This is a genomic window from Pseudomonas sp. SDO55104_S430 (assembly GCF_054070595.1).
In genome coordinates this window covers 1-26,677 of record NZ_JBSVXG010000010.1, presented here as the reverse complement: position 1 = coordinate 26,677, position 26,677 = coordinate 1, and the positions used below count along the sequence as shown (strand labels likewise).

General features: G+C 60.7%; 27 protein-coding genes. 16 read left to right on the top strand and 11 right to left on the bottom strand.

The genetic code is table 11. The features are described from left to right. Positions 1-36 precede the first annotated feature (36 nt). A complete protein-coding gene (locus ACW9JE_RS03350; RefSeq protein ID WP_224533704.1) occupies positions 37-354 on the bottom strand; it encodes a YceK/YidQ family lipoprotein in 318 nt (105 codons plus the stop codon). A 259-nt stretch (positions 355-613) separates the two neighbouring features. Between ACW9JE_RS03350 and ACW9JE_RS03345 the strand changes: the two genes are divergently transcribed. Further along, the gene (locus ACW9JE_RS03345; protein WP_224533703.1) at positions 614-823 is read left to right on the top strand and encodes a hypothetical protein; all 210 of its coding nucleotides are present in this window, start codon (positions 614-616) and stop codon (positions 821-823) included. 93 nt (positions 824-916) lie between these two features. Further along, positions 917-1,105 carry a hypothetical protein gene (locus ACW9JE_RS03340; protein WP_457431902.1) on the top strand — a complete coding sequence of 63 codons (189 nt, stop codon included), beginning with the start codon at positions 917-919 and terminating at the stop codon, positions 1,103-1,105. 83 nt (positions 1,106-1,188) lie between these two features. Here the strand turns inward: ACW9JE_RS03340 and ACW9JE_RS03335 are convergent, their stop codons facing one another. Together ACW9JE_RS03335 and ACW9JE_RS03330 are read right to left on the bottom strand one after the other, a co-directional pair. Beyond that, complete coding sequence (locus tag ACW9JE_RS03335; RefSeq protein ID WP_457431901.1) at positions 1,189-2,304, bottom strand: Gfo/Idh/MocA family protein; 1,116 nt, start codon at positions 2,302-2,304, stop codon at positions 1,189-1,191. A gap of 113 nt (positions 2,305-2,417) precedes the next feature. Continuing rightward, on the bottom strand, positions 2,418-3,338 hold the full coding sequence (locus ACW9JE_RS03330) for a MurR/RpiR family transcriptional regulator (RefSeq protein ID WP_224533700.1): 921 nt from the start codon (positions 3,336-3,338) through the stop codon (positions 2,418-2,420). Between the two features lie 310 nt (positions 3,339-3,648). Between ACW9JE_RS03330 and ACW9JE_RS03325 the strand changes: the two genes are divergently transcribed. The 12 genes from ACW9JE_RS03325 to ACW9JE_RS03270 all read left to right on the top strand — a co-directional run bounded on the left by ACW9JE_RS03325 (position 3,649) and on the right by ACW9JE_RS03270 (position 17,658). Next, positions 3,649-5,586, top strand: coding sequence for a bifunctional 5-dehydro-2-deoxygluconokinase/5-dehydro-2-deoxyphosphogluconate aldolase (locus ACW9JE_RS03325; protein ID WP_224533699.1), 1,938 nt, complete (start codon positions 3,649-3,651; stop codon positions 5,584-5,586). A gap of 150 nt (positions 5,587-5,736) precedes the next feature. Next, positions 5,737-6,630 (top strand): myo-inosose-2 dehydratase, encoded by an 894-nt coding sequence (gene iolE, locus ACW9JE_RS03320; RefSeq protein ID WP_224539712.1) that lies wholly within the window; start codon positions 5,737-5,739, stop codon positions 6,628-6,630. Next, on the top strand, positions 6,627-7,436 hold the full coding sequence (gene iolB, locus ACW9JE_RS03315) for a 5-deoxy-glucuronate isomerase (protein WP_224539710.1): 810 nt from the start codon (positions 6,627-6,629) through the stop codon (positions 7,434-7,436). The genes iolE and iolB overlap by 4 nt, the downstream gene beginning before the upstream one ends. A 29-nt stretch (positions 7,437-7,465) precedes the next feature. Continuing rightward, the gene (locus tag ACW9JE_RS03310) at positions 7,466-8,287 is read left to right on the top strand and encodes a TIM barrel protein (RefSeq protein ID WP_224539708.1); all 822 of its coding nucleotides are present in this window, start codon (positions 7,466-7,468) and stop codon (positions 8,285-8,287) included. Between the two features lie 128 nt (positions 8,288-8,415). Next, complete coding sequence (iolD, locus tag ACW9JE_RS03305; RefSeq protein ID WP_457431900.1) at positions 8,416-10,347, top strand: 3D-(3,5/4)-trihydroxycyclohexane-1,2-dione acylhydrolase (decyclizing); 1,932 nt, start codon at positions 8,416-8,418, stop codon at positions 10,345-10,347. A 32-nt stretch (positions 10,348-10,379) separates the two neighbouring features. Next, the gene (locus tag ACW9JE_RS03300) at positions 10,380-11,405 is read left to right on the top strand and encodes a Gfo/Idh/MocA family protein (protein WP_224539705.1); all 1,026 of its coding nucleotides are present in this window, start codon (positions 10,380-10,382) and stop codon (positions 11,403-11,405) included. Between the two features lie 136 nt (positions 11,406-11,541). Further along, a complete protein-coding gene (locus tag ACW9JE_RS03295; RefSeq protein ID WP_457431899.1) occupies positions 11,542-12,594 on the top strand; it encodes a Gfo/Idh/MocA family protein in 1,053 nt (350 codons plus the stop codon). A 154-nt stretch (positions 12,595-12,748) separates the two neighbouring features. After that, on the top strand, positions 12,749-13,675 hold the full coding sequence (locus ACW9JE_RS03290; protein ID WP_224539700.1) for a sugar ABC transporter substrate-binding protein: 927 nt from the start codon (positions 12,749-12,751) through the stop codon (positions 13,673-13,675). A gap of 70 nt (positions 13,676-13,745) precedes the next feature. Beyond that, positions 13,746-15,311 carry a sugar ABC transporter ATP-binding protein gene (locus ACW9JE_RS03285; RefSeq protein ID WP_457431898.1) on the top strand — a complete coding sequence of 522 codons (1,566 nt, stop codon included), beginning with the start codon at positions 13,746-13,748 and terminating at the stop codon, positions 15,309-15,311. A 55-nt stretch (positions 15,312-15,366) separates the two neighbouring features. Continuing rightward, complete coding sequence (locus tag ACW9JE_RS03280) at positions 15,367-16,389, top strand: ABC transporter permease (RefSeq protein WP_224539696.1); 1,023 nt, start codon at positions 15,367-15,369, stop codon at positions 16,387-16,389. Between the two features lie 107 nt (positions 16,390-16,496). After that, the gene (locus tag ACW9JE_RS03275; RefSeq protein WP_457431897.1) at positions 16,497-17,348 is read left to right on the top strand and encodes a LysR substrate-binding domain-containing protein; all 852 of its coding nucleotides are present in this window, start codon (positions 16,497-16,499) and stop codon (positions 17,346-17,348) included. An 85-nt stretch (positions 17,349-17,433) separates the two neighbouring features. After that, entirely contained in the window at positions 17,434-17,658 is a 225-nt protein-coding gene (locus ACW9JE_RS03270) for a hypothetical protein (protein WP_224539693.1), read from the top strand. 18 nt (positions 17,659-17,676) lie between these two features. Here the strand turns inward: ACW9JE_RS03270 and ACW9JE_RS03265 are convergent, their stop codons facing one another. The 6 genes from ACW9JE_RS03265 to ACW9JE_RS03240 all read right to left on the bottom strand — a co-directional run bounded on the left by ACW9JE_RS03265 (position 17,677) and on the right by ACW9JE_RS03240 (position 21,369). Further along, on the bottom strand, positions 17,677-18,198 hold the full coding sequence (locus ACW9JE_RS03265; protein ID WP_224539691.1) for a DUF3016 domain-containing protein: 522 nt from the start codon (positions 18,196-18,198) through the stop codon (positions 17,677-17,679). A 106-nt stretch (positions 18,199-18,304) separates the two neighbouring features. Further along, on the bottom strand, positions 18,305-18,511 hold the full coding sequence (locus ACW9JE_RS03260) for a hypothetical protein (RefSeq protein WP_224539689.1): 207 nt from the start codon (positions 18,509-18,511) through the stop codon (positions 18,305-18,307). A 202-nt stretch (positions 18,512-18,713) separates the two neighbouring features. After that, positions 18,714-19,151, bottom strand: coding sequence for a hypothetical protein (locus tag ACW9JE_RS03255; protein ID WP_224539686.1), 438 nt, complete (start codon positions 19,149-19,151; stop codon positions 18,714-18,716). Between the two features lie 205 nt (positions 19,152-19,356). After that, a complete protein-coding gene (locus ACW9JE_RS03250) occupies positions 19,357-19,770 on the bottom strand; it encodes a VOC family protein (RefSeq protein WP_224539684.1) in 414 nt (137 codons plus the stop codon). A gap of 131 nt (positions 19,771-19,901) precedes the next feature. After that, complete coding sequence (locus tag ACW9JE_RS03245) at positions 19,902-20,531, bottom strand: TetR/AcrR family transcriptional regulator (RefSeq protein ID WP_224539682.1); 630 nt, start codon at positions 20,529-20,531, stop codon at positions 19,902-19,904. Continuing rightward, positions 20,518-21,369, bottom strand: a complete 852-nt coding sequence (locus tag ACW9JE_RS03240) for a 3-hydroxybutyryl-CoA dehydrogenase (RefSeq protein WP_457431896.1) — start codon at positions 21,367-21,369, stop codon at positions 20,518-20,520. The genes ACW9JE_RS03245 and ACW9JE_RS03240 overlap by 14 nt, the downstream gene beginning before the upstream one ends. 166 nt (positions 21,370-21,535) lie before the next feature. Between ACW9JE_RS03240 and ACW9JE_RS03235 the strand changes: the two genes are divergently transcribed. After that, on the top strand, positions 21,536-22,573 hold the full coding sequence (locus ACW9JE_RS03235) for an AraC family transcriptional regulator ligand-binding domain-containing protein (protein WP_457431895.1): 1,038 nt from the start codon (positions 21,536-21,538) through the stop codon (positions 22,571-22,573). Beyond that, positions 22,570-24,384, top strand: coding sequence for an ABC transporter ATP-binding protein (locus tag ACW9JE_RS03230; RefSeq protein WP_457431894.1), 1,815 nt, complete (start codon positions 22,570-22,572; stop codon positions 24,382-24,384). Before ACW9JE_RS03235 ends, ACW9JE_RS03230 begins: the two co-directional genes overlap by 4 nt. 3 nt (positions 24,385-24,387) lie before the next feature. On the opposite strand, the gene ACW9JE_RS03225 is transcribed toward ACW9JE_RS03230, so the two are convergent. Beyond that, positions 24,388-25,341, bottom strand: coding sequence for an alpha/beta hydrolase (locus ACW9JE_RS03225; protein ID WP_457431893.1), 954 nt, complete (start codon positions 25,339-25,341; stop codon positions 24,388-24,390). Between the two features lie 235 nt (positions 25,342-25,576). Beyond that, complete coding sequence (locus tag ACW9JE_RS03220; protein WP_457431892.1) at positions 25,577-26,578, bottom strand: NAD(P)H-quinone oxidoreductase; 1,002 nt, start codon at positions 26,576-26,578, stop codon at positions 25,577-25,579. Between the last annotated feature and the right edge of the window lie 99 nt (positions 26,579-26,677).

Sequence of the window (26,677 nt, the reverse complement as noted above, 5' to 3'; positions counted from 1 at the left end):
GTCTAAAAAACGCTTAAGCCTCACCTCCCTGAATACCTATTGCCTTCGACGAATCTGAATGTCGCCTTGCTCATACTGCAGATAGCCGGTGTAAGGAAGGAGAATCGTGTCTGCAATACCGGAAACTGCCATGTCCAGAACAATGGGCGGTGCGGCCCAGTGAGGGCCCGACCGGGCTGGTCCATTCAAATTGCAGAATTGATAAGCGGCGCCGCTGTAGGCGCGAGGGATAGTCTGGCAATTTGACTTCCACCTTGCCAGGTTGTCGCTGGCGCCTTCCTCGTCCGTCAGCGTTTTGATGGTGCCGCAACCTGATACTGCCGCGGCGAGACAAACTGCGATCCATAGCTTCATGCGTGTCATCCATTTCGGTTCGGGCATGAATGATAATTTGCAGTCCCATTGCCTCGCCATCTAATGGACCTCTTCATGCTTGGGGTAAAGTGATGCCAGTTGCTACAGCAGTGGTACCTGGAGAGATCACTTCACGATTCAGCGGGCGATCATATGGGGTAGCAGAAAGTCGTCAACGAGGCATCCGAAATGCCCCCGGTTCCAGCTCAATCATGCGACGTTCCAAGTCGTCACAAACCGTCTTCCGGAAACTTCGACCATGCCAAACAAACTCACAAAACCCCCACCACCCGCCACTGCCGCCGAAATCGAGCGCGCCATCCAGGCTTTGAACACAATGGCCGAACGTCTCTGGGGCAACGGACGCGAGGCCGAGGCGAAGGCGTTGCTTGATGCCCTGGATGCGCTGAATCGGGCGTTGGACAGGATCAGGATTGGTGAGAGTCGCAGGGCGTTGACGCTCCACTGAACAGATGGTTGGGTCGCGAGTCGGGTGATGTCTGCACTGAACGATCCAACGTGATGTAGTCTTCCGGGCGATTCGCTCACAGGAAGGATGGAAATGGCTCACTCACTCCGATACCAGGTAGGAGAATCCGTTCGCTCGATTGAGACGGAGATCGGGAAGCTGCTGGATTTGGCCGCAACGCTCAAGCAGGCCGGAAACGATGAGTTGGCGGAGGCAGTTTCGATTCAGGCGCACAAGCTGCTTGAGGCTTCGGTTGCACTCAGAATGGCGATGGCGGATTGAATGCTCTGGATCGATCAGGCATGCGGTCATTCTTCCCGCATGCTTGATCGATGGGTCCGGCTGCGCTGGTAACTCATCAACCATCACACCTCGCTGACTTTCACCCAGCGCTCCTCCCGCGCAGCCAGACGAATCGCCGTCGCCAATCGTTCCACTTCAAAGGCCTGCTCGAAATCGGTGCCGGTCTGTCCTTGCCCGGCCAGGGCCATGATCAGTTCGTGCACCTCCAGCGTCTTCAACTCGTTGTAACCCAGCTGATGCCCCGCTGCGGGACTGAACGCGGCGTAACCGGGCAGGTTCGGGCCGGCCAGCAGTCGCTGGAAACCCTCCTGTCCGACGCGACACAGACGTAGTTCATTCAAGCGTTCCTGATCGAATGACAGGGTGCCCCGGGTGCCACTGATCTCGAAACTCAGGTGATTCTTGTAGCCGTGCTTTAGCCAACTGCTGCTGAACGTGCCGCTGGTGCCGCGGGTAAAACGCAGCAGTGCATGGACCTGATCGTCGACGGCAATGGCGCGCAGTTCCTGGCTCCCGGCTGTTGCCGGACGCTGACCGTGGACGGTCTGCAATTGGGCGCAAACCGCTTCCACCTCGCCGATCAGATAGCGCGCCATGGCCAGCAAGTGGCTGCCCAGATCCGCCAGCGCGCCGCCCGCGTGCCCGGCCTCGCAGCGCCACGACCAGGGTGATGCGGGATCGGCCATGAAGTCTTCGCTGAATTCGCCCTGAAAACTGACGATCTCGCCGAGTTCACCGCTCAGGATCAGTTCCCGGGCCAGGCCGATGATGGGATTGTGCTGGTAGTTGTAACCGACACGGGTGACTACGCCCGCATTTCTGGCCGCCAGGTGCATGGCGTTGGACTGTTCGAGGCTCACCGACAGCGGTTTTTCACAGTACACCGGCTTGCCCGCGGCAATCGCGGCCATCGCCATCGGGTAGTGCAAATGGTTGGGGGTGGTGATGGCGATCAGGTCGACTCTCGGGTCGTCAATCAAGCGCTGCCAGTCGTCATAGGCCTGCTCAAAGCCCCAGGCCTGGGCGCAGGCTTGCGCGCGGGTGGGATCGGCATCGGCCAACGCGGCCAGGCGAATTGTGAAGGGCAGTTCGAATGCCGCACTGACGTTGCGAAAAGCCAGGGCGTGGGCGCGGCCCATGAAGCCTGTACCGATAAGTCCGATTCCGAGTTCGCGCATGACGGGAGCCTTTTGAATTTTCAGTTTCAGAAGGCTCATTTGTAGAATAAAAATTCTTTCTAATCAAATTATAGAAAAAATATTTACATCACATGATCCAATGTTCCACCTCGTCAGTCTTCGAACCCCACCTGCTCGTGAATCTCATCGACCTTCAGTTCCAGTCGATAGGCCACGGCGATGAACAGCGCCTGGCACAGACACAGAGTCGCACTCAATGAACGGAACGCGAACGAACTGCCTTCGTTGACCAGCAGCAGAGTGTTGGCGCGTTTGGCCAGAGGCGAGAGATTGCTGTCGGTGATGATCAGGGTTTTCGCCTGATGATGCTGGGCGATGCGCAGGCAGTGCTGGGTTTCCTTGCCGTACGGGGTAAAGCTGATGGCGATCACCAGGTCGTTGGCGCGCACGCTGCGCATCTGCTCGCGATAGGTGCCGCCCAGGCCCGACACCAGGTGGATGCGCTTGTTGGTGTGCTGCAGGTTGTAGACCAGATAGTCGGCGACCGCGAACGAGCGACGCACGCCGACCACGTAGATGTTGTCGGCATTGACCACCAGGTCCACAGCCTTTTCGAAAGCCTGGTCATCCAGTTCCTGTCCGAGCCGTTCGATGCCCGACAGGGTGGCATCGATGCACTCGCGCGCCAGGTCGCCGCCGCTGGCTTTCTGCGACTTGTTGGCAATCAGGCTGCGAATGCGCTGCTGGTAGTTCTGCACCGGCGTGGTTTTGTGGGTATACGCCTCGCGGAACAGCGCCTGCATTTCGCTGAAGCCGCTGAAGCCGAAGCGCTGGGAGAACCGCACGATGGCTGACGGGTGTACTTCGCACTCGCGGGCGATGTCGCTGATGCGGTCGACCATGATCCGATCGCTTTGCTGGCTCATGTAACTGGCGATGCTTTTGAGCTGGCGTGGCAGGCTTTCGTATTCGTTGGTGATCAGTTGCAACAGGCGCTCGGCGTTGATCGGGGGGCTGACGAGATCGCTGTCTGACGTGCTCTCGGTCGAAGCCGGCTGATCGGTGCGGGACATAGGGAATCCTTCTGGCTTGTTCTTATGGGGACGATGCTGTGCGTCGTCCCCTGACAATAGGTTGGCTGTGCGCAGTCTACAGGCTAGGCCCGGACAAAATCTTGAGCTTGCGGGCAGGGCTCGGTTGCTGAAACGATGCACCGCGCCAGCTTGGCTTGAATCGAAGTCTATTGGAAAAAATATTCCACGTAAAAAATAATTGGAATAATTATTGATTTATCGTTTCCGCTCGTTTTAGTCTGATTCCACCAAGCGTGTGCGACACGTTGATCGTCGTGAACGCAGGCTGATAAAAACAACAGGAGCCAGCATGGGCCAGACTCGTTTTGCCAGTGGACGTCAATTGGATCTGATTTGCCTGGGGCGTCTTGGCGTCGACCTTTACGCGCAGCAAGTCGGGGCGCGACTGGAGGATGTGAGCAGTTTCGCCAAATACCTCGGTGGATCGTCCGCCAACATCGCTTTCGGCACCGCGCGCCTGGGGCTCAAATCGGCGATGCTGAGCCGGGTGGGAGACGATCACATGGGACGCTTCTTGCTGGAGTCCCTGGCTCGGGAGGGATGCGACATCAGCGCCGTCAAGGTCGATCACGAGCGCCTGACGGCAATGGTGCTGCTCGGTCTCAAGGACCGCGAAACCTTCCCGCTGGTGTTCTACCGTGAAAACTGCGCCGACATGGCGTTGCGCGCCGAAGACATCAGCGAAGCCTATATCGCCTCCAGCAAGGCCTTGTTGATCACCGGCACGCATTTCTCCACCGACGGCGTCTACAAGACCAGCGTCCAGGCGCTGGAATATGCGCACAAACACAACGTCAAACGGATTCTGGATATCGACTACCGCCCTGTGTTGTGGGGGCTTGCCGGCAAGGCTGACGGCGAAACCCGGTTTGTGGCCGACCAGAGCGTCAGCCAGCACGTGCAGAAAATCCTCCCGCGCTTCGATCTCATTGTCGGCACCGAAGAAGAGTTCCTGATCGCCGGCGGTGCCGGGGATTTGCTCACCGCACTGCGCAATGTCCGCCGATTGAGCGAAGCGACCCTGGTGGTCAAGCTCGGTGCGCAAGGTTGCACAGTGATTCACGGGGCGATTCCACAACGGCTCGAAGACGGTGCGATTTATCCTGGCGTGCGAGTCGAAGTGCTGAACGTACTGGGCGCCGGGGATGCCTTCATGTCGGGCTTTCTAAGTGGTTGGCTGGAGGATGCCAGCGATGAGCGCTGCTGCCAGTTGGCCAATGCCTGCGGTGGCCTGGTGGTTTCACGCCATGCCTGCGCTCCGGCGATGCCGACCCGCGCCGAACTCGATTATCTGTTCAGCAGCCCGGTGCCGATCACGCGACCGGATCAGGACGCCACCCTGCAACGCCTGCATCAGGTCAGCGTGCCGCGCAAACAATGGAAGCAACTGTTCATTTTCGCCTTCGATCATCGCCGGCAACTTGTGGAGCTGGCGCAAAAGGGCGGGCGCGATCTCAACGCTATCTGCGAACTCAAGCAACTGTTCATTACGGCCGTCGAACGGGTCGAAAGCGATTTGCGCGAACAGGGCATCGAGGCTGACGTCGGCCTGTTGGCGGACCAGCGATTCGGTCAGGACTCGCTGAACGCCGCCACCGGTCGTGGCTGGTGGGTGGCGCGGCCTGTGGAGGTCCAGGGCTCCCGACCGCTGGCGTTCGAACACGGGCGATCGATCGGCAGCAATCTGATTGCCTGGCCACAGGAGCAGATCATCAAATGCCTGGTGCAATTCCATCCCGACGACGAGCCCCTGTTGCGCCTTGAGCAGGAGGCCCAGATCAAGGGGCTGTACCAGGCCTCGCAAGTCAGCGGTCATGAACTGCTGCTGGAAATCATCCCGCCCAAGGACCACCCCTCGACGCACCCGGACGTGCTGTATCGCGCGCTCAAGCGACTCTACAACCTGGGCATCTACCCGGCGTGGTGGAAGATCGAAGCGCAAAGTGCCGAGCAGTGGAAGCAACTGGACGATTTGATTCAGGAGCGCGATCCGTACTGCCGTGGCGTGGTGTTGCTGGGCTTGAACGCTCCGGCGACGGCGTTGGCCGAAGGGTTTGCGCAAGCCAGCAAGAGCCGGACCTGTCGCGGTTTCGCCGTGGGCCGCACGATCTTCCAGGAGCCGAGCCGCGCGTGGCTGGCCGGTGAGATCGACGATCAAACGCTGATCCGCCAGGTGCAAGGCATCTTCGTTGAACTGATCGATGCCTGGCGCAGTGCCCGGAGCTGAACATTTCAGATACATGAACACTGATCCTGTGGGAGCGAGCCTGCTCGCGATGCTCTTGGCGGCCTCTTAGGCCTGATCGCGAGCAGGCTCGCTCCCACAAGGGTCCATGTCACGTTTCAAGGTGCTGGAAAAACAATAAAAGGTACAGCCATGCCCGCAATCCGAATTGGCATCAACCCGATCTCCTGGAGCAATGACGACCTGCCGTCCCTCGGTGGCGAGACGCCGCTGAGCACCGCGCTGAGCGAAGGCAAGGAGATCGGTTACGAAGGTTTCGAACTCAACGGCAAGTTTCCCAAGGATGCCAAGGGCGTGGGCGATGTGTTGCGTCCCTATGACCTGGCGCTGGTATCGGGCTGGTACTCCAGCCGCCTGGCTCGCCGTTCCGTGGCCGAGGAAATCGACGCCATCGGCAGTCATGTCGAGTTGCTGGCGAAGAACGGCGCCAGTGTGCTGGTGTACGGTGAGGTTGCCGACTCCATCCAGGGCCAGCGTATTCCACTGGTCGAGCGCCCGCGGTTTCACACCGAACAGGCGTGGCAGGAATACGCCGACAAGCTCACTGAACTGGCGCGTTTCACCCTGTCCCAAGGCGTGCGCCTTGCCTATCACCACCACATGGGCGCTTACGTCGAATCGCCGGCGGACATCGACACTCTGATGGCGTTGACCGGCAGCGAAGTCGGCCTGCTGTTCGATTCGGGCCATTGCTACATGGGCGGCGGTGAACCCTTGCAGGTGTTGCGCAAACACATCGGGCGAATCTGCCACGTGCATTTCAAGGATGTGCGCAAACCCGTGGTGCAGTTGGCGCGCAACAACCTGTGGAGCTTCCCGGACTGCATCATCAACGGCACCTTCACCGTTCCGGGCGATGGAGATATCGACTTTCGCGCACTGCTCGATGTGTTGCTGGACGCCGATTATCACGGCTGGCTGGTGGTCGAAGCCGAGCAGGACCCGGCGGTGGCGCCGAGTTATGTCTACGCGAAAAAAGGCTACGACACTTTGCGTGCGTTGCTCGACGAGAGGGTCGCGCCATGAGTCTGCTGGTGAAAAGCAATGCCCGCGGTCGGACCCAGGTCGAGTTGGGCGAAGGTCAGTTGGAATACGTCGGTTTCGCCGCTTACCGATTGAGCCTCGGCGAGACGCTGCCGGTCAGTGCAGGTGATCAGGAATTGTGCCTGGTGCTGCTCAGCGGAAGGGTCAACATCAAGGGTGAAGCGCCGGAGCAGGGCGCGTTTGCCTGGGACAACATCGGCGATCGTCAGTCGGTGTTCGAAGACAAATCACCTTTCGCCGCCTATTTGCCACCCGGTACTCAGGCGCAGGTGGTGGCCTTGAGTGATGTGCAGATCGCCGTATGCGCCGCTCCGGGTAGCGCCACAACTCAGCTCGGGCCGCGCCTGATCAAACCCGAGACCATGAAACGCAGCGTGCGCGGCAAAGGGGCGAACACCCGTTACGTCTGCGACATTCTGCCCGACAGCGAACCCGCCCATTCGCTGCTGGTGGTGGAAGTACGTACCCCCTCTGGGCACTCGTCGAGCTATCCGCCGCACAAACACGATACCGACGATCTGCCGCACCAGAGCTTTCTCGAAGAAACCTACTACCACCAGATCAACCCGCCGCAGGGCTTCGTGTTCCAGCGGGTCTACACCGATGACCGCAGCATCGATCAGGCCATGGCCGTGGAGAACAACGATCTGGTGGTCGTGCCCAAGGGCTATCACCCGGTCAGCGTGCCTTATGGCTACGAGTCTTATTACCTGAATGTAATGGCGGGACCCAAACGCGTCTGGCAGTTCCACAACGATCCGCAGCACAGCTGGCTGCTCGATCTCTGAACCTCAACGTCTGGCGGAGAACCACAATAATGAGCAAACCCCTGCGTTTCGCCTTGAACCGGATGGTCGCCCCGCGCCTGTCATTGCCGGCGTTCATCGAACTGGCGGCGACCCTCAAGGCGGACGCGATCGAGATCCGTAACGACCTCGAAGGTGTCGAGATCGAGGACGGCACCACGCCTGAGCAAGTGCGCGAATTGTGCGCAGCCAGAGGCATTTGCGTACTGTCGATCAACGCGCTTTATCCCTTTGATGTGTGGAATGCCGAGCGTCGCCTGCAAGCCCTGAAACTCGCCGCCTACGCACGCGATTGCGGTGCCCGGGGGCTGGTGATGTGCCCACTCAATGATCGTGGCGATTCACGCAATGAAGCAGAGCGTGCCGCAGACCTGTACACAGCGTTGACGGAGCTGGCGCCGATCCTGCGCGATCACGGGATTCTCGGGTTTATCGAGCCTCTGGGTTTCGAAGAGTGTTCGCTGCGTCGCAAGCACCCGGCGGTGGAAGCGATCAAGGCCATCGGCGCTCAGGATGTGTTTCGTCTGGTGCATGACACCTTCCATCATCACCTGTCCGGGGAGCAGGAATTTTTCCCCGAGCTGACCGGGCTGGTGCACATCTCTGGTGTCGAGGATGCCCAGGCACCCTTGACGAGCATTCGTGATGGCCACCGGGTGCTTGTAGGCGAGGGCGACATCCTCGGCAACGCGGCACAGATCGAAACCCTGCTCGCCAGCGGTTACGGCGGCTACCTGTCGTTCGAGCCATTCGCCGACAGCATCCACGGCCTGGCGGATATAGAGCGGGCCATCGGCGCGAGCATGGACCATCTGCAGAAATCCCTGAACTGACACCCGACTGTGGGAGTGAGCCTGCTCGCGAAGACGGCGGCACATTCAACAGCGCGATCGCCTGACAGACCGCAATTGCGAGCAGGCGCGCTCCCACAGGATTTCTGGCCGTATTGAAGGAACGAATCATGACCACAACAAGACTGACCATGGCCCAGGCCCTGGTGAAATTCCTCGACAACCAGTACATCGAAGTCGATGGCGTGCAGAGCAAGTTCGTCGCAGGGGTCTTCGCCATCTTCGGTCACGGCAACGTGCTGGGACTGGGGCAGGCTCTGGAGCAGGACAGCGGCGACCTGATCGTCCATCAGGGTCGCAATGAGCAAGGCATGGCCCACGCGGCGATCGGTTTCGCCAAGCAGCACCTGCGGCGCAAAATCTACGCCTGTACGGCGTCAGTGGGGCCCGGCGCGGCGAACATGCTGACCGCTGCCGCCACCGCGACCGCCAACCGCATTCCGTTGCTGTTGCTGCCTGGCGATGTCTACGCCTGCCGTCAGCCGGACCCGGTGCTGCAACAGATCGAGCAGTTCCACGACCTGAGCATCAGCACCAACGACGCCTTCAAGGCCGTCAGTAAATACTGGGATCGCATCAACCGTCCCGAGCAGTTGATGACAGCGGCGATCCACGCGATGCGCGTGCTCACGGACCCGGCGCAAACCGGCGCGGTGACGCTGGCCCTGCCACAAGACGTGCAAGGCGAGGCATACGACTATCCCGATTATTTCCTGCAAAAACGTGTGCACCGCATCGAACGCCGTCCAGCCACCGAAGCGATGCTGGGGGATGCGCTGGCGCTGTTCAAAGGCAAGCGCAAACCGCTGATCATCTGCGGTGGCGGGGTCAGGTATTCCGGCGCCAACAGCGCATTGCAGGCCTTCGCCGAGCGCTTCGATATTCCTTTCGCCGAAACCCAGGCCGGCAAGAGTGCGGTGGTTTCCAGCCATCCGCTGAACGTGGGCGGCATCGGCGAAACCGGTTGCCTGGCGGCGAACCTGCTGGCCGCGGAGGCAGATCTGATCATCGGTATCGGCACCCGCTACAGCGACTTCACCACCTCATCGAAATCATTGTTCCAGCACCCGGATGTGCAATTTCTCAACCTCAACATCTGCCCGTGCGACGCCCTGAAGCTCGACGGCGTGCAACTGCTGGCGGACGCCAGAACCGGTTTGCTGGCGCTGGCCAAAGCGCTGGGCGACTTCCGCTCCGAATGGGGCGATCAACCGCGACTGGCCAAAGCCCGGCTGGACGAGGAAGTGCATCGCCTGAACCGGATCGAATACCAGACCCGGGATTTCGAGCCGGAAATCAACGACCACATGGACCCGGCGGTGCTGCGTGAGTTCATTGAGCTGACCGGCTCCTGCCTGACCCAGAGCCGCGTGCTGGGTGTGCTCAATGACGGCCTCGCCGATGACGCGGTGATCGTCGCCGCCGCCGGCAGCCTGCCGGGTGACTTGCAGCGCAGCTGGCGCAGCAAGGGCGTGAACACCTACCACGTCGAGTACGGCTATTCGTGCATGGGCTATGAGATCAACGCCGCACTGGGCGTGAAGCTCGCCGAACCCGAGCGCGAAGTCTATGCGCTGGTGGGCGATGGCTCCTACATGATGCTGCACTCGGAGCTGGCGACCTCGATTCAGGAGCGACGCAAGATCAATGTGGTGCTGTTCGACAACATCGCGTTCGGCTGCATCAACAACCTGCAGATGGGCAACGGCATGGACAGCTTCGGCACCGAGTTCCGTTTCCGCAACTCGCAGACCGGCAAGCTCGACGGTGATTTCGTGCCGGTGGATTTCGCCATGAGCGCTGCGGCCTATGGCTGCAAGACCTACAAGGTGACCACCGTTGAAGAGCTGCAGGCTGCGTTGACCGATGCGCGTTTGCAGGCGGTGTCGACGCTGATCGACATCAAGGTGCTGCCCAAGACCATGATCCACGGGTATCTGTCGTGGTGGCGGGTCGGCGTGGCCCAGGTGTCCACCAGCGCTCGCACCAATGCAGTGGCGCAAACCATTAACGAACGACTGGCCAAGGCCCGTCAGTACTGATTGCTTTGAATCGAACAATAAGGAGTTCTCACATGTCACTGCTTTCCAGTCCTTTACGGTTAGGCGTCATCGGCACCGGCGCCATCGGTCAGGATCACATCCGTCGTTGCAGCCAGACACTGCTCAACAGCCAGGTCGTGGCTGTCACCGACATCAATCTGCAGCAGGCGACCAAGGTCGTAGCCGATCTGAAGCTGACGGCCGAGGTCTATCCCGACGGCCATGCGCTGATCAAGGCGCCGGAGGTCGATGCGATCCTCGTCACTTCCTGGGGCCCTAGCCACGAAGAATTCGTGTTGGCAGCGATTGCCGCGGGCAAGCCGGTGTTCTGCGAGAAACCGCTGGCCGTCACCGCCGAAGGTTGCCGCAAGATCGTCGAAGCGGAAGTGGCCCACGGCAAGCGGCTGGTACAGGTCGGTTTCATGCGTCCGTACGATGAAGGCTATCGTGCGTTGAAATCGGTGATCGACAGCGGCCAGATCGGCGAACCGCTGATGCTGCACTGTGCGCACCGCAATCCCACGGTGGGCGAGCACTACAAGACCGACATGGCGATCACCGACACGCTGATCCATGAACTGGATGTGTTGCGTTGGTTGCTTGATGACGATTACGTGTCGGTGCAAGTGGTGTTCCCGCGCAAGAGCAGCAAGGCCCTCGCACATTTGAAAGACCCGCAGATCGTGCTGCTGGAAACCGTCAAGGGCACCCGAATCGACGTCGAGGTTTTCGTCAATTGCCAATATGGCTACGACATCCAATGCGAGGTGGTGGGGGAGACCGGCATTGCCAAACTGCCGGAACCTTCCCAGGTGCAAATGCGCAGCGGGGCGAAGCTGTCCAACGCCATCCTGATGGACTGGAAGGATCGCTTCATCGCCGCCTATGACGTCGAGTTGCAAGCGTTCATCGACGGAGTTCGCGCCGGGCGGATTGGTGGGCCGTCGGCCTGGGATGGCTTCGCCGCCGCGGTGGCCGCCGATGCATGCATCGAGGCGCAGACCAGCGCAGCGATCGTCAAGGTTGCCCTCCCTGATCGCCCGAGCTTCTACAACTGACACCGATTTCCCGTAGGAGCGAGGCTTGCCCGCGAAGGCGTCCGGCCAGTCGCACTGATGCTGAATGTGCCTGGCTCTTCGCGGGTAATCCTGCTTCCAAGGCTCGGCCACGGCTCACCTGAAAAGGAGTTGATTCATGCGTATCGGACTCGTCGGTTACGGCCATGGCGGTCGGTTCTTTCATGCGCCCTTGATCAGCAGCTTGCCGACGGCGATTTTCGTGGGCGTCGTCACCCGTTCAGCGCTGCGCCGACAATTGTTGGCGACTGACCATCCAGGTGTGCCGGCTTTCGACAGCATCGGCCAGTTGGTGGAGGCTGGCATCGATGTGCTGGTGGTGTCCACGCCACTCAAGGGGCGTCCGGCGCTGGTGCTCGACGGCATCGAGCATGGTGTCGCCGTGGTCAGCGACAAGCCGTTCGCGGCCGATGCGCAACAGGCGCAGACCCTGATCACCATGGCCGAGCGCCAGGGCGTGTTGCTTAGCGTTTATCAGAATCGACGCTGGGACTCGGACTTCCTGACGGTGCGCAAACTCATCGAGTCGGGCGCGCTCGGTCAGGTCAGGCGTTTCGAGTCGCGGATCGAGCGTTACGCTCCCCAGGCGGTGAACGACGCCAGTGGCGGCGGTTACTTGCGCGATCTCGGCAGTCATCTGGTGGATCAGGCCTTGCTGCTGTTCGGTCCGGTGGCTCAGGTATACGCCGAACTTGATAACCGGGACCCGAGCCAGGCATTCGATAACGGCTTCTTTGTGTCACTGACCCATGCCAGTGGCGTGATCTCGCATCTGACCGGCAACTGCCTGCAAAACACTCCCGGCCCGCGCTTTCGCGTGACTGGCACTCAAGGCTGCTACAGCGTCGAGGGTCTGGATGGGCAAGAGGCGTTGGCGCTGGCCGGGCTTTCGCCGCAAACCGAAGGCGAACGTTGGGGCGTGGAGGAGCATCGGCGCTGGGGCTGGTTCGAGCATGGCGAAGAACGCGAACGGGTGCCGTCCGAGCGAGGTGGTTGGAATCAGTTCTATCTGCAGCTGCAACGTGCGTTGCAAGGCGCTGGTCCGCTGCCCGTGGATCCTCGTGACGCCCTGGCGACCACCCGCGTGCTAGACGCCGCGCGACTGAGTTTCGAACAACAGCAAGTGGTGCGATTGAGCCCGTTTGCGAGCCACGGAACAAAATCAGAATAAAATTCTAAAACCGATTGATATGGAAAAAATTTTCCAATACAGTCATTTCCAGAAAATCCATACACACCTGTTTACCGCTCCTCCAGCTTGTCCGCTTACTGAAATCGTCACGCCTCATCCATAAAACCAACAAGAATGTGGAGAAAGACTTTTCATGAAGACCAAGATCCGTTTTGCCTCCCTTGCCCTGTCGCTGATGTTCGCCAGCGGCGTTGCCCTGGCCGATATGAAGATCGGCGTCAGCATGTCCCAATTCGATGACACCTGGCTCACCTATCTGCGCGAATCCATGGACAAGAAAGCCAAGTCCTACCCCGATGGCGTCAAGCTGCAGTTCGAAGACGCCCGCAGCGACGTGGTCAAGCAACTGAGCCAGGTCGAAAGCTTTATCAGCCAGAAAGTCGATGCCATCGTGGTCAACCCGGTGGATACCGCCGCCACCAAAAAAATCACCGAAGCCGCGGTGAAGGCCGGCATTCCCCTGGTCTACGTCAACCGTCGCCCCGATGACCTGAACCTGCCAAAAGGCGTGGTGACGGTCGCCTCCAACGACCTGGAAGCCGGTGAAATGCAGATGCAGTACCTGGCCGACAAGATGGGTGGCAAGGGCGAAATCGTGATTCTGCTGGGGGACCTTGCGAACAACTCCACGACTAACCGCACCAAGGGCGTCAAGGAAGTACTGGCCAAGTATCCGGACATCAGGATCGAGCAGGAGCAGAGCGGCACCTGGCTGCGCGACAAAGGCATGACCCTGGTCAACGACTGGTTGACCCAGGGCCGCAAGTTCGACGCAATCGTCTCCAATAACGACGAGATGGCCATCGGCGCCGCCATGGCCTTGCAGCAGGCCGGCGTTGAAAAAGGCAGTGTGTTGATTGCCGGTGTTGACGGCACGCCAGACGGTTTGAGTGCCGTGAAGAAGGGTTCCCTGGCGGCCTCGGTGTTCCAGGACGCCCAGGGCCAGGCCGATGGTTCGATCGATACTGCCGTGAGAATGGCGAAGAACGAGCCGGTAGAGCCGGCGGTCTGGGTGCCGTTTCGCCTGATCACTCCGCAGAACGTCGATCAGTTCAAATAGCCCGTCCGTTCAATAACAACAATGAGCAGGCAGGGCGGCGATTGCCGCCTTGCCGATGGAGTACCTGATCATGTTCGCTTCAGCGACCGTTTCGAGCACCCCTTTGAACGCTGCCCAGCCCGCTGCAAACACTGCCGAAGAGCCATATCTGCTCGAAATCATCAACGTCAGTAAAGGATTTCCCGGTGTGGTGGCGTTGTCCGACGTGCAGCTGCGGGTCCGTCCCGGTTCAGTGCTGGCACTCATGGGCGAGAATGGTGCCGGCAAGTCCACCCTGATGAAAATCATTGCCGGCATCTACCAGCCGGACGCCGGCGAGCTGCGCCTGCGGGGCCAGCCGGTGGTATTCGAAACACCGCTCGCGGCGCTGCAGGCCGGGATCGCGATGATCCACCAGGAGCTCAACCTGATGCCGCACATGAGCATCGCCGAAAACATCTGGATCGGTCGCGAGCAGCTCAATGGCTTGCACATGATCGACCACCGGGAAATGCACCGCTGCACGGCGAAACTGCTGGAGCGTCTGCGGATCAATCTCGATCCGGAGGAGCAAGTCGGCAATCTGAGCATCGCCGAACGGCAGATGGTCGAGATCGCCAAGGCCGTGTCCTATGACTCCGACATCCTGATCATGGACGAACCGACCTCCGCCATCACCGACAAGGAAGTCGCGCATCTGTTTTCGATCATTGCCGACCTGAAGAATCAGGGTAAAGGCATCATCTACATCACCCACAAAATGAACGAGGTGTTTGCCATCGCCGATGAAGTGGCGGTGTTTCGCGACGGCGCCTACATCGGTTTGCAACGGGCCGACAGCATGGACAGCGACAGCCTGATCTCGATGATGGTCGGCCGTGAGTTGAGCCAGCTCTTTCCAGAGCGCGAAAAACCGATTGGCGAGCTGCTGCTGTCGGTGCGCGATCTCAGGCTCGATGGCATTTTCAAGGAGGTTTCTTTCGACCTGCACGTTGGCGAAATCCTCGGTATCGCCGGGTTGATGGGATCGGGGCGGACCAACGTCGCCGAAGCGATTTTCGGCGTGACCCCAAGTGACGGTGGCGAGATTCGTCTGGATGGCGAGGTGGTGCGCATCAGCGATCCGCATATGGCAATCGAGAAGGGCTTCGCTCTGTTGACCGAAGATCGCAAACTCAGTGGCCTCTTTCCCTGTCTCTCGGTGCTGGAAAACATGGAAATGGCGGTGCTGCCGCACTACGCCGGTCACGGGTTCATCCAGCAGAAAGCCTTGCGCGCATTGTGCGAAGACATGTGCAAAAAGCTGCGGGTCAAGACTCCGTCTCTGGAGCAGTGCATCGACACCCTGTCCGGTGGTAATCAGCAGAAAGCCTTGCTGGCGCGCTGGCTGATGACCAACCCGCGAATCCTGATTCTCGATGAGCCTACCCGGGGGATCGACGTCGGCGCCAAGGCCGAGATCTACCGGCTGATTTCCTGTCTCGCCAGTGAAGGTATGGCGGTGATCATGATTTCCTCGGAGCTGCCGGAAGTACTCGGCATGAGTGACCGGGTGATGGTCATGCACGAGGGCGATCTGATGGGCACTTTGGACCGCAGCGAAGCGACTCAGGAACGCGTGATGCAATTGGCATCGGGCATGTCCGCGGTTCACTAATGGATGCGGCGGTGGCCTGGCCACGGTCGATGACGCGATAGAAGGGTGAGGGCTTATGAACGCGATACTGGAAAACAAACCGACAACGGCAGCAGCCAAGAGCCGGCGGCGCTTTCCGACCGAGCTGAGCATTTTCCTGGTGCTGATCGGCATTGGCCTGGTCTTCGAATTGTTCGGCTGGATCGTGCGGGATCAGAGCTTCCTGATGAACTCCCAGCGACTGGTTCTGATGATCCTGCAAGTGTCGATCATCGGCCTGCTGGCGATTGGCGTGACCCAAGTGATCATCACCACCGGCATCGACCTGTCGTCGGGCTCGGTGCTGGCGCTGTCGGCGATGATCGCCGCCAGTCTGGCGCAGACCTCGGATTTCGCCCGGGCGGTGTTTCCCTCGCTGACCGATCTGCCCGTGTGGATTCCCGTGATCGCAGGTCTGGGCGTCGGGCTGCTGGCGGGCGCGATCAACGGCAGCATCATCGCCATTACCGGGATCCCGCCATTCATTGCCACCCTGGGCATGATGGTCTCGGCCCGGGGCCTGGCGCGCTACTACACCGAAGGCCAGCCGATCAGCATGCTGTCGGAGCCGTACACGGCCATCGGTCACGGCGCGATGCCGGTGATCATTTTCCTGGTGGTGGCGGTGATCTTCCACATCGCCCTGCGCTACACCAAGTACGGCAAATACACCTACGCCATCGGCGGCAACATGCAGGCGGCGCGTACCTCGGGGATCAACGTCAAGCGCCATCTGGTCATCGTCTACAGCATCGCCGGGTTGCTGGCGGGGCTGGCGGGCGTGGTGGCATCGGCCCGCGCGGCGACAGGTCAGGCAGGGATGGGCATGTCGTACGAACTGGATGCGATCGCCGCAGCCGTCATCGGCGGCACCAGCCTGGCGGGCGGAGTAGGGCGCATCACCGGCACGGTCATCGGCGCCCTGATCCTTGGCGTGATGGCCAGCGGGTTCACCTTCGTCGGGGTCGACGCGTACATTCAGGACATCATCAAGGGCTTGATCATCGTGGTCGCGGTGGTCATCGATCAGTACCGCAACAAGCGCAAGCTCAAACGCTGAAATTGCACGATATTCGGTATTTGCCATCAAGAGCTGAAGCACATAGATTTAGTCGCATTCAGTAGTTTGGCGAATTAATCATGCAAGCAGGTGATGTCGAGATCGATTTGCTGCGCGCGTTCATTGCCGTGGCGGAAACGGGCAGTTTTACTGCGGCGGCGGATGTCATTGCGCGGTCGCAATCGGCGGTGAGCCAGAAAATCATCCGGCTTGAAGAGGTTTTGGGGCTGAAGGTTTTTGAACGTACCAGCCGGGTGCTGACCCTCACGCCGGACGGTGAGCGCCTGTTGGTCGGGGCGCGCAAGATGATGGTGCACTTCGACGATTTCCTTCGCGATATCCGGGAGCCTGCGGCGGTGAATCTTCTGCGTCTGGGGATCTCCGAAAATCTGGTGCCGACACAGTTGCCGAAGTTGCTTTCGCGCTTCACGAAGCTGTATCCCGATCTGCAACTGGAGCTCACCACGGGGCTGAGCAACGATCTGTTGGCCGATTACGAAGCCGGGCAGCTTGATGTGGTGATTGCCAAACGCAAGAAAAGCGCGACCGCGCAACGCGGCCGGGTGATCTGGCGTGAGCCACTGGTATGGATCTGCGCAAAAGACTATGAAATCGAGCCGTCTCGTCCCGTGCGCCTGGTGATGATGCGTCCACCGTGCGCTTACCGCGCGATAATGATCGAGGCGATGGCGTCGGTGCGGCGCGAATGGTCTTCGGCCTGTCTTGCCAGCAATCTGATCGGCGTGCAGGCGGCGGTCGCGGGAGGGCTTGGGATCACTGCGCTTGGTACGTCGTTCCTGCAGGAAGGCATGCGGATCATTGAGCCTTCGGAGAAGTTGCCGACCCTGCCTACCACCGAAGTCGCGGTCATCGGCGACGAGGCCCGCACTCAGCACCTGGTGCAACCTCTGGTGTCTTTGCTGACCGAGGGCTTGATGTCGAGCAGCAGCCTGACCTGATCGACCATTGTGCTTTGCGCAAACTGACGACAAGCTGGCGGGCTGTGCGCAACGCTCAAGTAAAACGGATCAAGGAAGACAACAAATGACCCAATGGCGACACCAGGGATTCTGGAGCAAGTTTTGGTACTACACCGTTCTCGTGGGCGGCGCGTTGTTCATCTGGTACAGCGGCGCGATGTGGCTGGGGGACGGTGGTTCTTCCGGGCGCAAGCGCGTTTTCAGCACCGGCTTTGTCGTGCTTTGCGTTATCGTGGCGGTTATTGAACTGATACTGCTGAACCACTTCTTTGGCGCGAAGGGGAGATGATCCCGGTCGCGCGACTTTTCAATTCACCCCAACCTGATGTTGTCCCTTGAACTCTCTCTGGAACCAGTCCGAGAGCATGGCTTTCTCTGAATAGAGGCGGTCGCTCCTGCTGGCCCGACCCGGACGTTGCAGGTAGTTCTGATCAAGGACCCGGGCGTCTTCCTGGCTCACGATCTGGCCATTTTGTTTGAGCACGTAGTGCAAGTCGATGCTCGGCCAGGTGATTTCGCGCATGAAGCGCACTTCATAGGCATACGGGCGCCAAGGCTCGAAGCGGCCGGCCAGGTCGATGTTGCGTATTTCAATTTGCAGTTGCTGGTCGGGTGGCAGGTAGCGTTCGCCCAGCTTCTGGAAGTAGCTGCGCAGCTCTTTCATGACGTAGGCGTCGGCACCGCGCTCGTAGCCCGGGCTGTCGAGGCTGGCATCGGTGTATTTTTCGGGATTCTTGAAGTCGACTTCGACCGAGGACACTGCGTTGGCGGGCGGCAGCATGAACAGTGAGAGCAATACGATCGAGGCGCTGGTGATTGTTGAGCGCATGGCATCACCTCCAGGTGCAGCACTATTGATGCGTGCCGCACCTCTTCAGTTTACGCTCAAGGTGTATTTCGAACAGTTCCAGTCCGGTAAATCCTGCCCAGGGAAATCAGATCAGAAACCCGACCACCTGTCCGCCATGGCCATCCTGCGCCCCGGCGATCAAATGCAGCGGCACTTTCTGTTCATTCTCCAGCGACGGAATTTCAATGCTGCCCACGATGTGCAGCTGTCGCTCGCTCAGTCGAAGCGCCTCCTCTTCCTTTGCCTTGGCCATTCTCGCGTGGTTCGCTGCGATTTCATTGAGAGTTGACACGTTCCTTCTCCGGTGACTGACCAAGCGTGTTGCTGGTGCCCTTAAGCGTTAGTTTGAGGTGCTGCCGTGTCAGAAATATGTCGTTCTGCGGCCGCTACGCCCGCCTGTGCAAGCCGCAAGCCAGAGCTGGCGGCGGATTGCGCCCCTCGTTTGATTTACGACGAAAGGTTATGCGACAGAGTCGGGGCCGAGCTGTCAGCGACTACAACCGGTATTTGATGACGATTCCCTTGAGCTTGCGTCCTTCCACAGCTCTCACGTCGCGAGCCCACAATGGCCCGCTGGCATAGGCGCCGACGGTGCCGATATGGTCGTAGACCACCACCACGGCATCACCGCCCAGCTTGGCGGCTTCCTCGCGCAGTTTCTGTTCGACTTCGGTAATCGGTGGGGCGGGATCGACGCTGGCGTCGATCAGCACTTCACCCAGACGGATGTGCGGGCGAAGGGGTTCGGAGCGCAGTACGGTGACTTCGCTGGGCAACGTAGGTGCCGGATGTTCGACGCCGACATAGGCGGTGGTCTGGGCGTCGACGGTGGCGCAGCCGTTGAGCGTAAGCAGCGCGGCGATGAGGCCGCCCGCCAGGAGCGAAAATTTGACGCGGGCAGACCAGGACGCGGCAGGGGCGAGTGCGGGCATGGCGGATCTCCTCCGGACGAACGGCTGCTGAGCGAACGTTGCAAGGTAGACGTTAGCAGACGAGCGGGGAGTTGCCAGAAAGCCTGTGGGAGCGAGCCTGCTCGCGATGGAGGTCAACGATCAAGAGTGCCGCCTGAATGCACGCGTTGGCCGTGCTTTTTTCGCGAGCAGGCTCGCTCCCACAGAAAAGCCGACGGCAGGCGAATTACTGATCCTTCTCGCAATTGACCATCCACGACACACCAAAGCGATCCACCAGCATGCCGAAGCGCGCCGCCCAGAACGTGGCTTCCAGCGGCATTTGCACGTTGCCGCCGTCCGCCAGCGCAGAGAACACCTGTTCCGCCTCTTTGATGCTGTCGACATTCAGCGATACGGAGCAGGCACTCATGGCATCGACGGGGCGGTCCGGTGTGGTGTCCGAGCCCATGATCGCCTGGTCGCCCACGGACAGGCGGGTGTGGATGATCAGGTTGTGCAGGTCCTTGGGGAAGTGTTCGGCGGCAGGGGATTCGCCGAAGGTCATCATGACTTCGAGCTGGCCCTTGAGGGCTTGGGCGTAGAAGGTGAAAGCGGCTTTGCAGTCGCCGTTGAAGATGAGGTAGGGATTGATTTTCATGGCTTGGCTCCCGATGGTTGATGAGGTTCATCGATCTGTAGGAGCGAGCATGCTCGCGATGGTCGTCAACGATTACGCTGGAAATCTGATGCCCCGCGGTGTCCTTGCGTCCATCGCGAGCAAGCTCGCTCCTACAGGATAGGGGACGGTCTTGCCAGGGTGAGGGTTTCGGACGCACGTCGTGGTGCCAGCACGCGCTCGATGGCGCCGCTGAGCATGTTTTCCAGCAACTCGTCCTGCGCCTGTTCATCCAGCGAATGATCAGACATCCAGCTCGGCGCATTGTTGAGCAGTGCGGCAATCGCATGCCCGGCGGCCAGCAGGCCAGGCTCTTCGAGGCGGGAGCGGGCGACGAGCATCTTCAGCAGCCGGCGCTCGTACTGCTCGCGCAACTGCCGAACCCGCGCCTGCTGCTCTTCGTTCAGGCAGCCACCATCACGCTCCACCAGGCGGAAATGGCAGGGCATTTCACGGTGCAGGTTCAGGTGCGCGCGGATCAGATTGGCGAGCCGGTCCCGCTTGGCCGGCGCCTTCTGTTCGATTCGGCCGAGGGTGGCCAGCAGTTCCTCATAGAACTCTTCGATCAAATCCAGCAGCAGGTGCTGTTTGCTCGGGTAATGGTGATACAACGAGCCCGGGGACAGCCCCAGGCACGTGGCGAGCTCACGCATGCCGACCTGACCGAAACCCTTGCTGGCGAACAACTCCAGCACCTTGTCCCGGTATTCGGCGAAACGCGAGCAACGCTCAGGCATAGGCATGGAAGCCGCGCCCCGTTTTGCGTCCCAGATAACCGGCGGCAACCATTTCCTTGAGCAGCGGCGCCGGACGGTATTTGCTGTCGTTGAAACCGTCGTAGAAGGCTTGCAGGATCGCCAGCAGGGTATCTAGGCCGATCAGGTCGGCCAGGGCCAGCGGGCCGATGGGCTGGTTGCAGCCCAGGCGCATGCCGGCGTCGATGTCTTCAGCGCTGGCCAGGCCTTCCTGGAACACCAGGATCGCTTCGTTGATCATCGGCACCAGAATCCGGTTGACCACGAACCCAGGGCGGTTGCCGGCGGTGATGGCGGTCTTGCCCAGGGCGGTGGCCATGTGCAGCGCCAGGGCGTGGGTGGCGTCGCTGGTTTGCAGGCCACGGATCACTTCGATCAGGCCCATCACCGGCACCGGGTTGAAGAAGTGCAGGCCGATGAAGCGCTCGGGCTGGCTGACGCTGGCGGCGAGCTGGGTGATCGACAGCGACGACGTGTTGGACGCGATCACGCAGTCGGCGCTGACCTGCGCGGCGATCTGTTGCAGCACGCGCAGTTTCAGTTCGAGGTTTTCGGTGGCGGCTTCGATCACCAGCTGCGCGTTGGCCAGTTGGCTGTAGTCGGTGCTGGTGCGGATCTTGTCCAGGGCAGCGGCTTTCTGTTCCTGGGTCAGGGTCTCTTTGGTCACCTGACGATCGAGGTTTTTGCCAACGGTGGCGACGGCTTTTTGCAGCGCGCTCTCGGAGATGTCGAGCAGGGTCACGTTGAAACCGGCCAGCGCACAGACTTGCGCAATACCGTTGCCCATGGTGCCAGCGCCGATCACGCCGATGTTTTGCAGATTCATCTTGCCGTCCTTCGTCCTAACCGCTGCGATACCTTCGCCGCGGTGGCGGTCGAAAGCGTACTATTGCCGCGAGTCTAGAGCTGGCAGGTCGGTTGTCCTATGCCGAAACTGTTCAACGGCGCTGGCGTTTTTTGCCATTTCCAACCCTGGGGAGAGAAGCATTTACATGCGGGAAAAGGACTCGGTGGCCACCTATTTCGTGCAGGCAATGATTCACGGGCTGCGCGATCCGCAGCGGGTGCAGGCCGTGCTGGAAGAGGCCGGGGTGGACCCGGCATTGATCGGGCAGCCCACCGCGCGGGTGCCGGCCAACGCCTTCGCGGCGTTGTGGCTGATACAGATCCGCGAATTCAATGACGAGTTCTTCCGGCTCGATTCCCATGGCATGCCGCCGGGCGCGTTCGCCCTGATATGCCGCGCCCTGATTCAGGAGCCGGACCTGCACAAGGCCATGCGTCAGTGCCTGGCCAACTTCGCCCTGTTCCTGCGCGACTTTCGCGGCACCCTGACCGTGCGCGGCAAGCGCGCGATCATCAGCCTGGAAAGCCAGGCAGCAGACAATGACGTCAGCCGTTTCGGCGAAGAAACCTTCCTGGTGCTGATGATCAGCCTGCTGTGCTGGCTGGGTGGCCGACGCATTCCCATCGACCGCGCCGACTTCCGCCACCAGCGCCTGCCCCTGAGCGACGACCCCTTGCTCTGGGGCCCGAACCTGACCTTCGGCGCCGAGCGAACCGAGATCGAATTCGCCAGCCACTTCCTGCGCCTGCCGGTGGTTCAGGACCTGGCGTCGCTCAAGGTGTTCCTGCGCACGGCGCCGCAATGGCTGGTGATCCGCTTCCGCAATCAGCATGGCTTGGCGTCACAGGTGCATCAGCGCCTGCGCAAAAGCCATTACAGCGACTGGCCGACCCTGCAGGCCTTCGCCCTCGAACAGCACCTGAGTCCCAGCACTTTTCGCCGAAAGCTGGAGCGCGAAGGCTGCTCCTATCAGGAGATCAAGGACGAAGTGCGCCGGGCGGTGGCGTTCGAGCAGCTGCGCCAGAGCCGCGCGAGCATCAGCGACATCGCCGAGCACCTGGGCTTTCAGGAGCCGAGTGCGTTTCATCGGGCGTTCAAGAAGTGGACGGGCGAGAGCCCGGGGCGTTATCGGGCGCGGTTTCAGGAGGAGCGGGTCGAGGCTTCGGCGGAGCCTGAGGCGTGAAGCCGATCCTGGGGCGCGTGTCCTCGTTGTTTGACCAGGCAAGGCGCGCGTTGCTGCTGGTCTGGGGCACTTCCCGCGGTCTGTTCCTCGGCCTGGTGCTGGCCACCCTGATCGCCGGGATGTTGCCGGCGTTGGCAGCCTGGCTGGGGCAGCGGATTGTTGACGCCGTGGTGTTCGCCATGCAGTTGCACACGCAGCAGGGCAGTGCGCCTTTGTGGCCGGTGCTGCGTTATGTCCTGATGGAGGCGGGCGTGCTGGCCTTGCTGTCCGCCAGCCAGCGGGCGCTGTCGGTTCAGCAGTCGTTGTTGCGGGTGCAGTTGGGACAGAAGGTCAACACGATGATTCTGGAAAAGGCCCAGACATTGTCGTTGGTGCAATTCGAAAATTCCGAGTTCTACGACAAGCTGGTGCGTGTCCGACGGGAAGCCTCGACCCGGCCATTGGCGTTGGTAATGAAGTCGCTGGGGCTGATCCAGAACCTGATCATGTTGATCAGCTTCGGCGTGTTGCTGGTGCATTTTTCGCCGTGGGCGCTGGCGCTGCTGGTGATCGGCGCGCTACCTGTGTTTTTTGCCGAAGCCCGTTTCTCCGGCGATGCCTTCCGCCTGTTTACCCGACGCGCGCCGGAGAGCCGCCAGCAGACCTACATCGAGACGCTGCTCTCCCATGAGGCCTACATCAAGGAGGTCAAGCTTTTCGGCTTCGCGCCGCTGTTGCTCAAGCGCTACCGCGACACCTTCCTGCGCCTGTATGCCGAGGATCGACGCCTGACGCTGCGCCGCGATGGCTGGGGATTTGTCCTTGGCCTGCTCGGCACCGCAGCGTTTTACCTGGCCTATGCCTGGGTAGTGATCGATGCGATTCACGGCCATATCAGCCTGGGGCAGATGACCATGTACCTGGTGCTGTTCAAGCAGGGGCAGTCTGCGGTCAGCAGCAGCCTCAGTGCCATCAGCGGTCTTTATGAAGACGGCCTGTATCTGTCGAGTCTCTATGAATACCTTGCCGAACCCGTGGTCATCGACACCGGGCGACTGACTGTTGGCGCGCTGCCAGGGGATGGTTTGCGTTTCGAGAACGTCGGCTTCCGCTATCCGGGTGCCAGTCGCGCTGCAGTGCAAGACGTCAGCTTTCATCTTGCCCCCGGCAGCAGCCTGGCGCTGGTGGGCGAGAACGGTTCGGGCAAGACCACGCTGATCAAGTTGTTGACCCGCCTTTATCGTCCCGATCAGGGTCGGATCGTGCTGGATGGCAGTGATTTGCAGGAGTGGCAGGAAGATGCACTGCGGCGTCGCATCGGGGTGATTTTTCAGGATTACATTCGCTACCAGTTCACTGTCGGCGAGAACATCGGCGTGGGCGACACCCTGGCTTTTCAGGATGAGCAGCGCTGGCACGACGCCGCTGCCGAGGGCATGGCCGCGTCGTTCATCGAGCGGCTGGATCGCGGCTATGCCACGCAGTTGGGACGATGGTTTGCCGGTGGGCAGGAGCTGTCCGGCGGGCAGTGGCAGAAGATCGCGTTATCCCGCGCCTATATGCGTCGCGATGCCGACATCCTGATTCTCGACGAGCCCACTTCCGCCCTCGACCCGGCAGCCGAAGCGGCGGTGTTCGAGCATTTCAGCCGGCATACCCGCGAACGCATGACCCTGCTGATCTCCCATCGGTTTTCCAGCGTGCGCAATGCCGATCACATCATCGTGCTCGATCAGGGGACGATTCTCGAGCGCGGTGATCATGCGCACCTGCTCAGCCGTGGCGGGCGCTACGCCCAGTTGTTTGATTTGCAGGCGCAGGGCTATCGCTAGCTTTCAGGAGTCCTGCGCGCTGCGTGACAGCGTCGGCCCGGCAATCTGCGGTTTGACTTTCATCAGGTTGTCGAGCGCCTGGCGATACTGACTGCCACCCAGGCTCATGCTGTTGTTGTGCGTGCCGCCGGGGATCAGCAGCAAGCGCTTGGGCTCGTTGGCGGCATTGAACAACTGCTGGCTGAAACGCGACGGCATGAACGGATCGGCCAGGCCGTGGACCACCAGCAGCGGCATGTCGATGTCGGTGATCTTGTCGATGGAATCGAATTTCTGCGACAGCAGCCAGCGCACCGGGAGCCAGTTGACCGGCAGGTTGTTGCCGGCCACTTCGGCCACGGCATCACCTAATGAAGTGAAGGTCGATTCGATCACCAGACCGCGCACCGGCACCGCGGTCTTGTCTTTTTTCGCCCGCGCGGCCAGATCCGCCGCGAGGTCGATGGCCACGGCGCCACCCAGAGAGTGACCGTAGATAAGGCGTTTGTTGGCGTCCGGTTGCATCTGCGTGAAGCGCTCCCAGGCGGCCCGGGCGTCTTCGTAGACGCTGGCCTCGGAGGGCAGGTCGCCCTTGCTCTGGCCGAATCCGCGGTAGTCGATCGCCAGCACCGAATAGCCCATGGCGCGCAATTGTTCGATGCGGAACGCCTGACCGGTGAGGTTCCAGCGCACGCCGTGCAGATAGAGGATCGACGGCGCATCGCGACGGGCGGCAGGCCACCACCAGGCATGCAGGTTTTGCCCGGCCTTGAAGCTGGCGGGTTTGATGTCGAATTCCTGAACATCCTGCGGCAAGCCGCGATACCAACCCGCCGTGCCCGGTTCGATTCGGAACAGCAGTTCGCGCTCTTTGTATTTGAGTGCGCCGCAACTCACCGGCAGGCCGACGACCAGCAAGGCCATGCACAGCAATGGCAGCCAGCGTTGGCGCAGACGGGTGAAAAGGGCAGCAGGCATGGGGGCGGGCACCGGCATGGACGGGAAGTTCGCGTTTTAACAGATGTGCGCCGGATATGGGGATAATTTCGACCATCCGCATTCGTTGCGCGCACCCATTCCCGGATACAACCGCGGACCCTGTAGGAGCGAGCATGCTCGCGATGGTGGCAAAGGCACCGCGGGGTGTCAGGTTTCCCGCGTTATCGTTAACGACCATCGCGAGCATGCTCGCTCCTACAGAGGGCAGTGCATGTCAGTGGGTCGCGCTGAGCACAATCTTGCCCACATGATCCCCAGCCTCCATCCGCTCATGGGCCAGCGCTACATCGGTCAGCGGGTAAACCTTGTCGATCATCGGCAAACACCGACCCGCCGCCAGCACCGGCCAGACGTGTTCACGCAGTTGCCGGGCGATCTCGGCCTTCTCTTCCTTCGTCCGTGAACGCAACAACGACCCTGTGACCGAAGCACGCTTGGCCATGATCGCCAGCAAGTTGACATCCTTGGCCACCGCGCCACCGAGGAAGCCCAGCATCACCAGTCGACCTTCCATCGCCAGGGCCGTGACGTTGTCGTTGAGGTACGAGCCGCCCATGATGTCGAGCACCACGTCGACCCCGCGTCCGGCGGTTTTTTCAGCGATGACCTGGGCAAAATTCTGCTCGCGATAGTTGATCGCTTCGGCGCCCAGTTCGCGCACGACCGCGCATTTTTCCCCGCTGCCTGCGGTAGCGAAGGCTTCGATGCCGAACTCGCGGCAGAGCATCAGCGCGGTGGTGCCGATGCCGCTGGTGCCGCCGTGAATCAATGCACTCTGGCCCTTGCGCGCGCCACCCATCTCGAACAGGTTGGCCCAGACGGTGAAGTAGGTTTCCGGAATTGCCGCGGCGTGCAGCCAGTCCATGCCCTCGGGGATCGGCAGGGCCTGACTAGCCGGCACCACGCTGTATTGTGCATAGCCGCCGCCGTTGGTCAGCGCACAGACCCGGTCGCCGACAGCGAACTCGCTGACACCGGCACCGACGCCCACCACTTCACCGGCCACTTCCAGCCCGGGAATCGGGTTCATGCCGGGTTTCATCGGGTACTGGCCGGCGCGTTGCAGCACGTCGGGGCGGTTGACTCCGGCTGCGTGTACGCGGATCAGCAGTTCGCCTGCCTCTGGGGTGGGAACCGGTACCTGGCGCGGTTGCAGGACGTCGGGGGCGCCGGGGTGGGTGATTTCGATGTGGGTCATGGTTTGGGGTAGTGTCATTTTTCGTACCTATAGAGAATTTCAGTTCATACACCGATTCATTGTGGGAGCGGGCTTGCTCGCGAATGCGTAGTGTCAGCCACCATCTACGGAGACTGG

What these genes read in the sequence shown, in the direction of transcription:
- ACW9JE_RS03350 (WP_224533704.1), bottom strand. Translation starts at nt 354, where the DNA reads ATGAAGCTATGGATCGCAGTTTGTCTCGCCGCGGCAGTATCAGGTTGC.
- ACW9JE_RS03345 (WP_224533703.1), top strand. Translation starts at nt 614, where the DNA reads ATGCCAAACAAACTCACAAAACCCCCACCACCCGCCACTGCCGCCGAA.
- ACW9JE_RS03340 (WP_457431902.1), top strand. Translation starts at nt 917, where the DNA reads ATGGCTCACTCACTCCGATACCAGGTAGGAGAATCCGTTCGCTCGATT.
- ACW9JE_RS03335 (WP_457431901.1), bottom strand. Translation starts at nt 2,304, where the DNA reads ATGCGCGAACTCGGAATCGGACTTATCGGTACAGGCTTCATGGGCCGC.
- ACW9JE_RS03330 (WP_224533700.1), bottom strand. Translation starts at nt 3,338, where the DNA reads ATGTCCCGCACCGATCAGCCGGCTTCGACCGAGAGCACGTCAGACAGC.
- ACW9JE_RS03325 (WP_224533699.1), top strand. Translation starts at nt 3,649, where the DNA reads ATGGGCCAGACTCGTTTTGCCAGTGGACGTCAATTGGATCTGATTTGC.
- iolE (WP_224539712.1), top strand. Translation starts at nt 5,737, where the DNA reads ATGCCCGCAATCCGAATTGGCATCAACCCGATCTCCTGGAGCAATGAC.
- iolB (WP_224539710.1), top strand. Translation starts at nt 6,627, where the DNA reads ATGAGTCTGCTGGTGAAAAGCAATGCCCGCGGTCGGACCCAGGTCGAG.
- ACW9JE_RS03310 (WP_224539708.1), top strand. Translation starts at nt 7,466, where the DNA reads ATGAGCAAACCCCTGCGTTTCGCCTTGAACCGGATGGTCGCCCCGCGC.
- iolD (WP_457431900.1), top strand. Translation starts at nt 8,416, where the DNA reads ATGACCACAACAAGACTGACCATGGCCCAGGCCCTGGTGAAATTCCTC.
- ACW9JE_RS03300 (WP_224539705.1), top strand. Translation starts at nt 10,380, where the DNA reads ATGTCACTGCTTTCCAGTCCTTTACGGTTAGGCGTCATCGGCACCGGC.
- ACW9JE_RS03295 (WP_457431899.1), top strand. Translation starts at nt 11,542, where the DNA reads ATGCGTATCGGACTCGTCGGTTACGGCCATGGCGGTCGGTTCTTTCAT.
- ACW9JE_RS03290 (WP_224539700.1), top strand. Translation starts at nt 12,749, where the DNA reads ATGAAGACCAAGATCCGTTTTGCCTCCCTTGCCCTGTCGCTGATGTTC.
- ACW9JE_RS03285 (WP_457431898.1), top strand. Translation starts at nt 13,746, where the DNA reads ATGTTCGCTTCAGCGACCGTTTCGAGCACCCCTTTGAACGCTGCCCAG.
- ACW9JE_RS03280 (WP_224539696.1), top strand. Translation starts at nt 15,367, where the DNA reads ATGAACGCGATACTGGAAAACAAACCGACAACGGCAGCAGCCAAGAGC.
- ACW9JE_RS03270 (WP_224539693.1), top strand. Translation starts at nt 17,434, where the DNA reads ATGACCCAATGGCGACACCAGGGATTCTGGAGCAAGTTTTGGTACTAC.
- ACW9JE_RS03265 (WP_224539691.1), bottom strand. Translation starts at nt 18,198, where the DNA reads ATGCGCTCAACAATCACCAGCGCCTCGATCGTATTGCTCTCACTGTTC.
- ACW9JE_RS03255 (WP_224539686.1), bottom strand. Translation starts at nt 19,151, where the DNA reads ATGCCCGCACTCGCCCCTGCCGCGTCCTGGTCTGCCCGCGTCAAATTT.
- ACW9JE_RS03250 (WP_224539684.1), bottom strand. Translation starts at nt 19,770, where the DNA reads ATGAAAATCAATCCCTACCTCATCTTCAACGGCGACTGCAAAGCCGCT.
- ACW9JE_RS03245 (WP_224539682.1), bottom strand. Translation starts at nt 20,531, where the DNA reads ATGCCTATGCCTGAGCGTTGCTCGCGTTTCGCCGAATACCGGGACAAG.
- ACW9JE_RS03240 (WP_457431896.1), bottom strand. Translation starts at nt 21,369, where the DNA reads ATGAATCTGCAAAACATCGGCGTGATCGGCGCTGGCACCATGGGCAAC.
- ACW9JE_RS03235 (WP_457431895.1), top strand. Translation starts at nt 21,536, where the DNA reads ATGCGGGAAAAGGACTCGGTGGCCACCTATTTCGTGCAGGCAATGATT.
- ACW9JE_RS03225 (WP_457431893.1), bottom strand. Translation starts at nt 25,341, where the DNA reads ATGCCTGCTGCCCTTTTCACCCGTCTGCGCCAACGCTGGCTGCCATTG.
- ACW9JE_RS03220 (WP_457431892.1), bottom strand. Translation starts at nt 26,578, where the DNA reads ATGACACTACCCCAAACCATGACCCACATCGAAATCACCCACCCCGGC.